Below are 13,181 nucleotides of genomic sequence, written 5' to 3'. Positions count from 1 at the left end.
GTTTACTCCAAAACAAAGAAAATGTAATCTTTCCAACTCTAACAGCTGGTACGAGGCAATTGATATTCTGTGTTCCAAACTTCCAATTGGTGCCATCGAGCATTAAATGCATGTTAGGAACTTGCTCCCAAATGCTTGATATCAAGGCTTTTGAGAAGAGTCCAGAATCAATTAACTTGTCCTTTTAAAAAAACGCCTGACGCGTTCAAGCTTGGATTTTATTGAAGGTGAAGCGTTCATCTTATGGATCAGCGCAGGATGCTGAACATTTCGCTGATCGATCATACTAAGTACGAAGGTTCATTTGCATTAAACATTGTTGTTTGTTTTTAATAAAATAGCCTGTCTTTCGGATCTTTTAAAGACCCTTCAAAAAAGTGAGGGGGAGTATGATTTTTTTATAAAACTCCTGTTAAAGATTTTTAAAAAAAATTGTTGGTTGAGTTGTGTTTTTTTGGTATATTGCCTATAATCAAAAGCATATTTTATTTTTTTAGATTTGTAAAAACATTCTGATGATCTATAAAAAAACAACTGACATTCTTGAAAAAGATCCTGAATTTTTAGGTTTTTTATTGGGGTATGAAGAAATTGTAGAGCAGTTTCAGAAAGCTTTAGAAGAAGATCGTCTTCCGCATAGCTGGCTGTTTCTTGGAGAAGACGGATTAGGAAAAACATCACTTTGTTATGCGTTGGCCTGTATAGCTCTGGGATACAAAGGCTCTTTGAAGTGGGAAGCAGCTAATGATTTACCCAGAAGTATTTTGTACCGCCAAGTAGTTACCCATTCTCATCCAGAGCTTCATGTTCTTTCTCTTCCTATTACGTTAGATCATATTCGCTCTATTAAAAAGCGTATCGTTCAAACTGCGTTTTCTTTGTCTTGGAAAGTTATTATTTTGCCTCGTTTGGATGTTTTGCGGCATGAATGTGTTAATGCATTGCTAAAAATTGTTGAAGACCCTCCTAAAAAATCATTGTTTTTGTTTACGGCGGTTCATAGTGCTTTTCCTGCTACTTTACTTTCTCGATGCTGTGTATATCCTTTGCGTCCAGACGATAGAGGGGTGTTTTTTTCTCGGTTGAAGATTTTGTTGGATAGTTTGGAAATTTCTACAGATAATACAGAGTGTTCTTCTCCTTCATTTCAAGATTGGTTGTATACGTTTACTCGGGGAAACATTGGAAAAGCTGTTCGTCTCGTAAGTACAGGAAAAGTAGATTTGATTCAGCGCACATGGAATTTTTTGGATCGCTCTTTTGACGAAGGGCCCTGCTTGCTGCCTTTAGAGCTTTCGGGGCATTTGTATCAAAACATTGATTTGTTTCAAGAAATTGTTTTTCTTTGGATGTTTGATAAGTTGTCTACGTACGCACAACATCAAAAGCGTTTTTTGCTTTTGGATAGACTTTTATGTTCAATGCAAGTCTGGTTTCAACAAGCTAAAGCGTTCCACATGGATTCATCATTTTTTGTTCAAAAAATTATATCTAATGTTGGACTTATTTCTCAAAAGTGGGCAGCTTAAATCCAAAAAAATTGTCAATAACAAATAAAGATTAGAAAAAACAACGATCTTAAATATAGGGAATAGATCCCTTGAGAAACTAAAAATTTGAAGGTATTTTGTGAAACAGAATAGCACCAAAAAGCGGTAGGGGGAAAGATTTTTAGAGATATGATCGTAATTTTCCCGATATTTAGGATTTTTCTACTGCGAACTTTTGTAATTTAGAGTTAGATGAAAGAAAATTTCTAAAGAGATTTATTAAGGAAGAATTGATTTTTTTATGGGGTGATTATTCATGAAATTTTGTTGAGCTCTATTAATTTTAATAAAAAATTTTTTAAATATTTAATAATAAACAAATAAAATTTTTTACAAAAACTCAATAAAAGATCTTTTTTCAAAGTTTCTTAAAAAGTGTGGATGACAAAAAAATATAATGTAGTATACTAAATAGTAAAGAAGAGGGGCTGATATTCCTCTATAACAAGAATTTGACATGCTGCAACGCAAGCACTTTGTCTCTAGGGAAAAAGATGTTTCCCGTTTGTTTTCTTTAAACAAATTAGAGGGACTTTATTTTTTACCACTGGGCGGGTCTAACGAGATTGGAATGAACTTAAACCTTTACGGGTATGGAGCTCCTGGTGAATTGACTCAGTGGATTATTGTAGATTTGGGGGTAAGTTTTTCTCACACCCCTGATCGTGTAATCATTCCAGATATTCGATCATTTTTAGAAGTAACAAATCCAGAACAAATAAGGGCCATTGTGTTAACTCATGGGCATGAAGATCATATCGGAGCTCTTCCTTATTTGCATAATCTGTTACCTAAACTTCCCATATATGCCACCCCCTTTACCGCATTTCTTTTACAGCAAAAAGCCATGGAAGCAAAAATTTCAATGGACATCCAAGAAGTTCCTTTGGGGGGAGAAGTAGAAATTGAGCATTTTGGAACAGTAAAGTACGTAAGCTTGACTCATTCTATTCCTGAGTCAAATGCTATTCTTATTTCGACTCCAGAAGGAAAAATTTTTCACACAGGAGATTGGAAGATCAGCAGAGAAACCATGGTAGGAGATAGCATTTGCGAACATACATTGCGGTCTATTGGGGATCAAGGCATTAAGGCCATTGTTTGTGATTCTACCACGGTTTTTGAAGAAGGATTTTCTGGATCAGAAGTAGATGTTTCTCACCGTCTGATATCTTGTGTGAAAGAGCTTAAACAGGGAAGAGTTATAATTGGATGCTTTGCTTCTAATGTAGAACGATTAACGAGTTGTTATTTAGCAGCAAAAGCTTCCGGTAGAGTTCCTATTTTAGCAGGTCGTTCTTTACAGCGCATTGCAAAAGCTGCTGTTCATTGTGGATATTTTTCATCAGATATGCATTTTTTGGAAATCAAAGATGCAGAAAATATTCCTCCAGAAAAGCAGTTAATTATCGCCACGGGCAGCCAAGGAGAGCCAAAAGCAGCGTTAACCGCTATGGCTACTGGAGTCCATCATTTTTTGACCTTAGGGGAAGGAGATCATGTTATTTTTTCTTGCAGAGTAATTCCAGGAAATGAAAAGGCCGTATTTGCACTTCAAAATAGTTTAACCGCAAAAGGGGTTAATGTTATTACCAGCAAGGTGGCGGGAGAAATTCACGTTTCTGGACATCCCTACCGGGAAGAGCTCAGACAGATGTATACATGGATTCGGCCCAAAATTAGCGTTCCAACACATGGGGAAGCGCGTCATTTACGAGAACATGCGAATTTGGCGCAATCTCTTGGAGTTCCCCATAATATATGTATTGGCAATGGTATGGTTTTACGTCTTGATGAAGAAGAACCCAAAGTGGTCGGATTTATTTTTCATGGAAGACTTATAGTGGATGGTAAACATCGTCTTATTCCTGAAAATGGTAAAGAAATGAGTGAGCGGTTCTCATTATTAGAAAAAGGAATCGTATTTATCAGTCGTCATGTTCGAAAAGGAAATAGAATCCAGGTGGTTGTTTCTTTTGAAGGATTATTTGAACATCACGAACGGGAAGTTTGGAGTAAAGAAATTCGAAAGCGCGTATTGCAATGTTATATTTCCAAACCTGTTTCTGAAAATGTGGAAAAATCAGTTAACTATAGTGATGGAGTAAAGCCAAAAATTGAAGAAAAAGTTCGTCAGCTTTTTCGTCAACGTATCGGGAAAGAACCTATGATTTGTATCCACCTGTAACTATACGTAATCTGAAAATATTTAAATTTTTGATTAACAAAGAAATAAGTAGAGGAAGCAAAGCTTTCCTTTACATTTCGAGAAGTAGCGAAGTATTTCATTTCCGATTATCGTTTCGGAATTTTTATTTTCCTTAGAAACAAGCTATGTTATATTAATAAATTGTTTTTTTGTTTTTATTTTACATAGATTGGTTAGAAAATATAATATAATTTATATTTTCTGGAGATAAAAAGCTTGTTATCGCTCTGATATCAATTTTTATAAATAAACAATTTTATCGGCAATTAATACGATAAAATACTCTTTTTTATCTTTTTTTAGCATATACTTTTAAGGGATGTGTTATAAAAGAATACTTTCAGTAATATTTTAGCAATTTATTCAAAAATTATGTTGCATTAAGTACTTTTTTTTTGTAATCTTCTCTTCCAGCTTGCAAGATGATAGGACGTAAATTGTGTTAAATCAATTAGACAGATTGATCCGAAAGCCTTATAAATTACTTAACGTTTTTTCAATAATATTTCTTATAGGATAGCAGCATAGGGACCGGAGAGATGAAAATGAAAGTTTTGGTTATTGAAGATCACGAAGAAACTTCAAATCTTATCAAGAGTATTTTGGATGAGCAATCCATACTTGCAGATATCTGTGCAGAAGGTGAGCCTGCTCTTCAGATTGCGCGGTTTTATCATTATGATGTAATCTTGGTAGATTTGCTGTTGCCCGATATTAATGGATATGAGCTCTTAAAAAAATTAAGAGAATGTTCTCACGCCCCAGTGTTAATTTTGTCTGGAGAACAAGGAATTGACGCAAAAGTTAGAACTTTAGGTTTTGGAGCAGATGACTATTTAACAAAGCCATTTATGCCAGAAGAGTTAGTTGCACGTATTAAAGCGCTAGCGCGAAGAGCAGAGGGGCATGCGTGTTCCATCATTCAGGTTGGGAAATTAGAGATTAATCTGGATCATTGTTCCGTCAGTTTTGATGGTCATCCCGTTCGGTTGACTGGAACTGAGTACAAAATCTTGGAACTATTAATGAAGCGTAAAGGAATTACTCTGGCAAAAACTAGTTTTTTGAACGCTATTTATAATGGAATGGATGAACCCGAACTAAAAATTATTGACGTTTTTGTATGCAAGATTCGTAAAAAATTGACAGATATACATCCAAGTGGGGGAAATTACGTAGAAACTATCTGGGGGCGAGGGTACGTACTGCGAGAGCCCGAAGAAAGAGATTTAGAAGCACAAATAAAGAAAAGTAGTAAGCCTAATTTTATCTCTAACGAATCTGCATCGGTATTAAATTTGAAGAATCCTTAATGATGTTTTTAGCTCTTTTATACTATTAAAAAAGATGGTACCATTCCAAGGTAACGACAAGCCATCTTTTGGGAGTTCTCTTTGATTCCTTTTTTTGAATCTTTTTATACACCTCTTTTAGTACAAGATTTTTCTTTTCATGGATTTAAAGAAGAGAGAAGTTTAGTTATTCATAAAATTATGCAATTTAAGCGTCAGCGTCGCGTTCAGTTGGGTCCAGATTTCAGCATTACTTTTGAGCATAAATTGTTGGTGTGGTTTCAGATTCAAGAGATGCTTTTGGCAGAAAATCGTTTTGATGGGATAGAAGAGGAAATCGCTGTGTACAGCCCACTTATTCCAAAGCCAAATGTGTTAACTATTACGGCTATGTGGGAATATTCAGATCCAAAGATACGTTATGAGCAATTAAAAAATCTTTGGAATTTTAGATCGTATCTGTATGTTTCTTTTAAAGATGAAAAATATTTTTCAGAATCTTTACCAGAGGATACGTGGATTTCAGAAGGAGATAGAGCTCTAAGTGTGAATTTTTTACGTTTTGTTATGCCTAAAGAATGCATATTTCCTGATAGTATCCACATCCACCATCCTTGCTATCAGGCAGATGCGTTGATTCCTGAATCATTATGGACTGCTTATGAAGATATTTTTTCTAAAAATGACTAGTGCTAGAAGTAACGATCCCTCAACGGTCACTTTCTTTTTATTGAAGAATTTTCGAAAATCTTCTAAATAAGTTCTTGTAAACTATAAAAAAATAATCAACAATATATGTTAGATAAGGTTCAACGTATAGATCCTAGTTGTTTATGAGAGGTTGTTTGTGAACTCTTTTTTTGTTTTCCCGTGGAATTTTGTTCATCCTTTACCCCGTATATTTTTCAAAGGGATGGTGTGTGGAGCGCTTTTGGGAGGAGCAACGTTTTTTCCTTCTTTGCGTGTTTCGCTAACGTTGGGATTGATTTTGATGGCATTTGAAATGCTTACATCGTTTAATCGGGCCCAGTATTGCGCTTGGATAGGAAAAATTGGAATGATGTGCGCCATGATTCCTTATGCAGGAGAAATGTTTTGGCTGCATTATTTGTCTTATGTCGAGGGAAAAGAAAAAGCATTTCATGGAGGCCTTTGGTTTTGTATTTTTTTAGGAAGTATTTTGGGAACAGTGGTTGCAAAGCGCACCCCTATGACAGAGCTCCCTCAACTAATGGCTCTTTTTCATAGTTTAGTGGGAATTGGTGCTGCTAGTATTAGTGTTGTGTTAGCAAAGGTTCACATTTCCAGTTCTTGCGCTATTCCTTTTTCTGTTTTTTTTGAAATCCTTGCAGGAGGAATTATTGGTGCTATTACCTTTACGGGTTCAGTGTTTGCTGTTTTGCGTCTTCAAAGTATTGTGCGTTATACCCCCTCTTTGAAAGTATTTACCATTCTTTTTCTTGTAGTGCTGTTGGGAGCTTTAGGGAGTGCATTTTGGTTTTTTCAAGAGCCATCCATTTTTTCGTTAATTATAAGCATCACACTCTCTAGCATTTTTGGAATACTGATGATTCTTCCTGTGGCTGGGGCAGATATGCCTCTTGTAGTTTCTTTGTTGAATTCTTGTTCTGGTTGGGCGTGCGTTTCCCTTGGAATTTACTCTAGTTCACCTTTACTTATAGTGGTAGGGTCTATTGTGGGATTTTCTGGAGCAGTGTTGACTACAGTAATGTGTCAAGGCATGAATCGTTCTTTAACGCGAGTATTTACGGGAAGTTTTCACAAAAAAAAAGAGGAAAAAATTTCTGTAGTACTTCCCGTACAGTCTATTTCTGGGCAAGAAGCAGCATTTTTTTTAAAATCTGCAGAGCGCGTTTTAATTGTTCCTGGGTATGGTGCCGCGGTAGCACAAGCGCAAACAGCGTTGCAGGAATTAGCACTTTTATTGAAAGCAAATCACTGTGATGTGCAGTATGGAATGCATCCGGTTGCAGGGCGCATGCCTGGGCACATGGATATTTTGTTAGCGCAAGCTAATGTTCCTTTGGAAGATATGGTGGAATTAGGAGAAGCAAATCGCCGTTTATCTGAAACGGATGTTGTGCTAATTGTAGGGGCCAACGACACTGTGAATCCTTTGGCAGAACAGGATAGTTCATCAGAAATTTATGGTATGCCTATCTTTCAAGCCTACCGAGCAAAAAAAGTACTTTTTGTTAAGCGGTCTATGAGTGTTGGATATTCAGGTATAGACAATCCGTTGTGTTACCTGCCGCAGACCTATATGGTGTTTGGAGATGGAAAAAAAGTATGCGAAGATATCTTAAAAGCATTAGCTTTGCTATAGAACGGGCAGCTAACTATCATATCCCCTGGAACGCTTATGAAAAAACGTTGTGGATTTTATCTTCTGTTAGCTGGGTTTTAATCCTTTTATCTTTATGTTTCTTTTTTATGGTTCTATTTTCCTATCTGCATACCAGCAATCAGATATTAGAAATTTTTGCAGTATGTGGTTTGGGGTGTTTATTTTTAGGAGTGCTTGGAACTTTTGCGTTTCCCTGTCCTCGTATTTCTTTTGTTAGCACTGGAGATAAAGCATTAATAACTTTATTTTTTTGGGGAATAGTTTCGGTTATCGTTAGTATTCCTATCTATGTTCACGCTCCTAAACAGGGATTTTCTGCAGCATTATTTGAAGGGATTTCTTGTTTAACTACAACCGGGGTATCTTTGGTTTCTTCCAAAGCTCCAATGCCTTTTATGATAGAGTTTTGGTGTGTTTTTATTCAGTGGATGGGAGGAATTGGTATAGTTCTTCTAAGTTTTGCACTTGTTCCGGCACTAAAACTTAATTCTAACTTTATTTTATTAAACGAATTTTCTCAGAGCTTTGAAAAAACAACTCCAAGAACCCGTACTATGGCTTTGCACATCATTTTTTTATATCTTGGATTAACACTTGTGTTAACGGCAGGGCTTTGGATTGGAAGAAGATTATCTTTTCAGACCTGTCTTCATTACAGTATGTCTTGCATTTCTACTGGGGGGATTCAGGCCAGTTATTATCCTCTTACAGTGCTAAATTTTTATGAAAAATTTATTTTGACGATAGGAATGATACTGGGAGCCATCCCTTTCATCAAAATATTTCAAAGAATTTATTCCGTGAAAAAAGCGCTACAAGACGATCAAATTCGAGGATATTTTCTTTTGTTTTGTGTCAGTTTTTTAGTAATGTGTACAAATCGTTGTTTAACTTTTGATCATATGTTTAGTGCGGTATCTTGTACTACCTCAACGGGATTTGTGTGTGCCCCGTCTTTAAATAATTTATCGTCTTTATGGTGTTTAGGGTTGGTTTTGTTGGGGGGGTGCAGTGGTTCAAGTGCAGGAGGATTTAAGATATTTAGATTCCAATTAATGTACCGAATTAGTAAAAATAAGCTTTTAAAAATATTTCATCCAAAGCGGTTCATTGCATTAAAATACAACGGAAAAGTAGTTCAGCAAGAAGATATCATTCTACTTATGACCAGTATATTTATTTATTCTATGGGGTGTTTTGGAGTATCGTTGTTGTTTTCTTTTTTAGGGCGCTCTCCCAAAATAGCATGTTTGTTAACTTTTGGATTAATTACAAATTCCGGAGGTGGCGTTTATTGTATTAGTCCTTATGTTCAGGATTTTTCTGTTATAGAGCAGTGGGTTGGAATATTTACAATGCTATTAGGGCGATTAGAAGCGGTAATTGTTCTATTTATCACCTCGTTTATTTCTTTCAGGTAGTTTGCATTTATAAATTATATTATAATTAATCAATAATTAAAATTTGTTTGGTATATTTTATATGTAAAACATAAATGGAAATAATGATGTTGAATTTTTTTAGTCTCGTATTGCTTTCTTGTCTTTATACCGGGGCAGTGTATGGAGGAACTGAAAGCGAAGAAGAGGCAGTCAAAAAGGAAAGTAAACCTAAACCGGATATGTTGAAAACTCTTGAGGGAATAAGAGAGAAGCTTAAAGGACTTAAGAAAAAACTTGAAGAAACGTCTAAAAAATCAAAAATCAAAAATTAAAAATAATAAAAATTATTTCGTTTAAAATATCTTTCTTTTTTAAAAAACAAATTGAGTGCCATTCTTAAGCGAATAACGCGCTCAATTTATTATAAGTATCTTCGTTTTTTTATCCTCTTTTCATTCGTTTAAAAATTAATAAGTTTTTTTAAGGTATGGGGCAAGGTAAGTTCCAGTATAACTTTCGGGGCATTCAGCGATAGTTTGTGGAGTTCCTTCTGCCACGATGTACCCTCCTGCCTGTCCACCTTCAGGACCAATGTCTATAATCCAATCTAAAGTTTTTAGAACGTCCAGATTATGTTCAATAATAATCAAAGTATTTCCCTGGTCAGCAAGCCTATGCAATAATATTAACAATTGGTGAACATCATCAAAATGCAGCCCTGTTGTAGGCTCATCCAAGATATATAAAGTTTTTCCAGTACTACGTTTCATTAGTTCTTTTGCTAACTTAACACGCTGAGCTTCTCCTCCAGAAAGGGTTGGTGCTCCCTGTCCAATTTGTACATATCCTAACCCAACACTCTCAATAATAGAGAGGTGTTTGTGAATAGATGCTATATCTTGGAAAAAAGATAATGCTTCTGTTACCGACATTTTCAAAACATCCCCAATGTTTTTTTCTTTATACCGGACTTCTAACGTTTGTTCGTTATAGCGTTGTCCAAGACACTGAGGACAGGTGGTGTAAACGTTAGGCAAAAAGTGCATCTCAATACACAATACTCCATCACCTTTGCAGTGCTCACAACGACCTGCTTGTACGTTAAATGAAAAGCGTCCCGCAGTATATCCACGGGTTTTAGAATCTGGTAGCATGGCAAACCACTCACGAATTAATGTAAAAACTCCAGTATATGTGGCAACATTAGATCGAGGCGTCCTTCCAATTGGTGACTGGTCCATTTCAACCATTTTATCGATCCATTCAGTTCCAGAAATTTTACCGCATATATCTTTTAAGTCACGATTTTGATTAAGATGCCGAATACCTTTGCATAACGTATCCATAATTAAAGAAGATTTTCCACTTCCTGATACTCCTGTAACGCCGATCATTTTTCCTAAGGGAAAAGATACAGTTAAATTTTTTAAGTTATTAACGTTGGCGTCAACTAGTTGTAACTGTTCATCTTTTCTTCCTGAACGCAGCTTTTCTGGTACTAAAATTTTTTTATCCCCTCTTAAATACGCTCCCGTTAAACTGTTTGGATGTGCTTCAATTTCTTTTGGAGTCCCCTTGGCAACCAAATTCCCCCCCAAATAACCTGCTCCTGGTCCCATATCTATAACGTAATCCGATTGACGAATGGTGTCTTCGTCATGTTCCACTACAATCACTGTATTTCCCAAATCTCGTAATCGGTGTAATGTACGAATCAAACGATCATTATCTCTTTGATGTAGTCCGATAGAAGGTTCATCTAGTACGTACAGCACCCCTGTTAGTCCAGATCCTATTTGAGAAGCAAGACGAATACGTTGAGTTTCCCCTCCAGATAAAGTACCAGAAGCACGAGACAAAGTAAGATATCCTAACCCGACATCCATCAAAAACTGTATTCGGCTTTTAATTTCTCGAAATATAGGAGTGCTTATAACACGTTTATCTTCTTCTATCAAAGGTTCTATGTGATTAATCCAAGTAGATAATTCTTCTAAAGGCCATTTTCCCACTTGAGCAATGTGAACGTCTTGAATTTTTACGCACAATGCTGCCTGACTTAAACGGTCTCCATGGCATTTGTTACACACTGCATTATCTTGTTCATTTTCTTCTTCAAAATTTCCAAAACTCAAAACCCCCAGTCCGTCACAAAAAGAACATGCACCATAAGGACTATTAAAAGAAAATAGACGAGGCTCTATTTCTGGCAAACTAAAGCCAGATACTGGGCAGCTCATAGTTCCTGATAAATGAAGAGTTGGACCTGTAGGGGGGGCTAAAGGCTCTACTACAATATATTGTTCACCAAGACGCAATGCTTGTTCCACACTTTGCGTTAATGTATCTAAAAACTGAGTATCTTCTTGATTAGGGATACGAAAACGATGAACGACAACAGAAATATCATGCATAGTATTTTTTTTTAACTGCGGTACTTCTTCAATATCATAAAATTGATCATCAACTTTTACTTTACGATAACCTTGCTTTTTTAACCCGGCAAAAGTTGGTTTGAATTCTCCTTTTCCCCCGCGAACGATTGGCGCCAACAAAACATATTTTTCGTCAACAGGAAGCGCTAAAATGCGTTGCACCATTTGGCTAGCGGATTGAGGCTCTATACACATTCCCGTTACAGGAGAATACACTTTGCCTATTCTTGCGAACAAAAGACGAAAATAATCATAAATTTCCGTTACCGTGCCTACCGTAGATCTTGGGTTGTGAGAAATTGACTTTTGTTCAATAGAAATTGAAGGGCAAAGTCCAGTAATACTATCTACTTCTGGTTTTGGCATCATGTCTAAAAACTGCCTTGCATATACAGATAAGCTTTCTACGTATTTTCGCTGTCCTTCTGCGTACAGCGTATCAAAAGCCAGAGAGGATTTTCCAGAACCACTGGGACCAGTAATCACTACGAGTTGATCTTTTGGGATTGTTAAAGACACATTTTTTAAGTTATGCTGACGGGCACCAATAATACAAATAGTTGTACGTGTGTCAGAAATTTTAATATTCCCTTCTGCATCTATCAATTCCATAAAAATCCTAATAAAAATTTTACACACTATAGTACAAGGTATAAGAAGCTATATTTATAGTCAAGTAAACAAGTTTTATGAGAAAAGCAGACAATAAGAGAATAGCTTTGGTTCTTTGGAAGGGGTATGGCTTAGAGTTTTCCCTTACCTACAAAAAAAGCATTTTTGAAGCCTGCGGTGTCAGCCACAAATACTTAACCTCTTTACGCAGTAAATTGAACTTGACATTCGGTTGTCCGAATTGTAAAATTAAATTGTTGTTAAAAATAAATAAAAAAGTGTTATGAAACAAAAAATATTGCTAACTTTTTTTCTTCTTTTCTCACAGACATATTCTTTATATTCCAATCCAGTTGGTCAGTTGACATCTTCGGAACAGAGTTTTTTTGTGGAAGATTTTCTTCAAAAAAATCCAGAAGCTTCTATTTTGTCATGTGCCAAAAAATATTTAGAAATTCATGGAAAAAAAAATGTGGGAGAGGTGTTTTCAATTCTTCTGTCAAAAAAATCAGTAAAACCTCAAGAAATAGAAGAAATTTTTGCTGATAAAGAAGTATCTGACGCGCTATCTAATCAATGGGGTGGCGTTTTTCAACAATGTGTCACAAATAATGAAGAGGATAACTTTTACAAGCTTTTGGGAAACTCCAGAGTCTTGGAAAAATTAAATAGTATGGATTTAGAGTGCGTATTGAAAAGATGTATCTATGAAAATAATACAAATTTTTTCGACAAACTTCTAGAAAACGCCACCGTAGTAGAAAAATTAAGTAGTAGAAGTGTAGGTGTAGTATTGGAGTACTGTGTCTATGGCTGTGGCTGTATAAGTAGCTTAGATTTTCTCGACAAGATTTTAGAAAAGGCCACCGACGCCACCGTAGTAGAACACTTAGATAGTGTAGGTTTAAAGTTAGTATTGAGTCACTATATCTCTAGAAATAAAAAAGATTGTTTAGACAAGGTTTTAGAAAACGCCAGCGTATTAGAAAAATTAGATAGTAGAGATTTAGGGTCAGTATTGATCGAATGTATTTGTAAAAAAGATACAGATAGTTTCGACAAGATTTTAGAAAACGCCACCGTAGTAGAACACTTAGATAGTGAAGATTTAAAATTAGTATTGGACCAGTATACCTCTAGAAATAAAACAGATTTTTTTGACAAGCTTTTTCAAAATAACGAAACCCTTAAAAAATTGATAAAAACATGTATAGAACAAGAAGATGTGAATGTTTTCTGTAAAAGGAGAGTATTATCTTTTTTCACTGATCAAAATAAGATAAAATTATTCAGTGTTCTTTCTGAAAATGATGCTTTTTTTGAAATACTTAGC

9 protein-coding genes are annotated in these 13,181 nt (G+C 35.6%); 8 read left to right on the top strand and 1 reads right to left on the bottom strand.

Going from position 1 to position 13,181, the window contains the following annotated elements; all coding sequences use genetic code 11:
• Positions 1-515: 515 nt before the first annotated feature.
• The 7 genes from K737_RS03985 (at position 516) to K737_RS03955 (ending at position 9,133) form a co-directional block, all read left to right on the top strand.
• The gene (locus tag K737_RS03985; RefSeq protein WP_006298832.1) at positions 516-1,529 is read left to right on the top strand and encodes a DNA polymerase III subunit delta'; all 1,014 of its coding nucleotides are present in this window, start codon (positions 516-518) and stop codon (positions 1,527-1,529) included.
• Between the two features lie 478 nt (positions 1,530-2,007).
• Entirely contained in the window at positions 2,008-3,738 is a 1,731-nt protein-coding gene (locus tag K737_RS03980; RefSeq protein WP_006298833.1) for a ribonuclease J, read from the top strand.
• Between the two features lie 566 nt (positions 3,739-4,304).
• Entirely contained in the window at positions 4,305-5,072 is a 768-nt protein-coding gene (locus tag K737_RS03975) for a response regulator transcription factor (protein WP_006298834.1), read from the top strand.
• A gap of 81 nt (positions 5,073-5,153) precedes the next feature.
• A complete protein-coding gene (locus tag K737_RS06845) occupies positions 5,154-5,741 on the top strand; it encodes a DUF3501 family protein (protein WP_006298836.1) in 588 nt (195 codons plus the stop codon).
• Between the two features lie 157 nt (positions 5,742-5,898).
• The gene (locus K737_RS03965) at positions 5,899-7,398 is read left to right on the top strand and encodes an NAD(P)(+) transhydrogenase (Re/Si-specific) subunit beta (RefSeq protein ID WP_006298837.1); all 1,500 of its coding nucleotides are present in this window, start codon (positions 5,899-5,901) and stop codon (positions 7,396-7,398) included.
• On the top strand, positions 7,362-8,840 hold the full coding sequence (locus tag K737_RS03960; protein ID WP_006298838.1) for a potassium transporter TrkG: 1,479 nt from the start codon (positions 7,362-7,364) through the stop codon (positions 8,838-8,840). Before K737_RS03965 ends, K737_RS03960 begins: the two co-directional genes overlap by 37 nt.
• An 83-nt stretch (positions 8,841-8,923) precedes the next feature.
• Positions 8,924-9,133, top strand: coding sequence for a hypothetical protein (locus K737_RS03955; RefSeq protein WP_161630434.1), 210 nt, complete (start codon positions 8,924-8,926; stop codon positions 9,131-9,133).
• A 135-nt stretch (positions 9,134-9,268) separates the two neighbouring features.
• Here K737_RS03955 and uvrA read toward each other — a convergent pair whose 3' ends face one another.
• Complete coding sequence (gene uvrA, locus K737_RS03950; protein WP_006298840.1) at positions 9,269-11,848, bottom strand: excinuclease ABC subunit UvrA; 2,580 nt, start codon at positions 11,846-11,848, stop codon at positions 9,269-9,271.
• Positions 11,849-12,131: 283 nt separating this feature from the next.
• Between uvrA and K737_RS03940 the strand changes: the two genes are divergently transcribed.
• Positions 12,132-13,181, top strand: a 1,050-nt coding sequence (locus tag K737_RS03940) for a hypothetical protein (protein ID WP_035575033.1), incomplete at its 3' end; no start/stop codon positions are given.

This window comes from Holospora undulata HU1 (genome assembly GCF_000388175.3).
Lineage (GTDB): Bacteria > Pseudomonadota > Alphaproteobacteria > Holosporales > Holosporaceae > Holospora > Holospora undulata_A.
The sequence above is the reverse complement of the archived record's forward strand: the minus strand, read 5'-3'. Positions and strand labels throughout refer to the sequence as shown.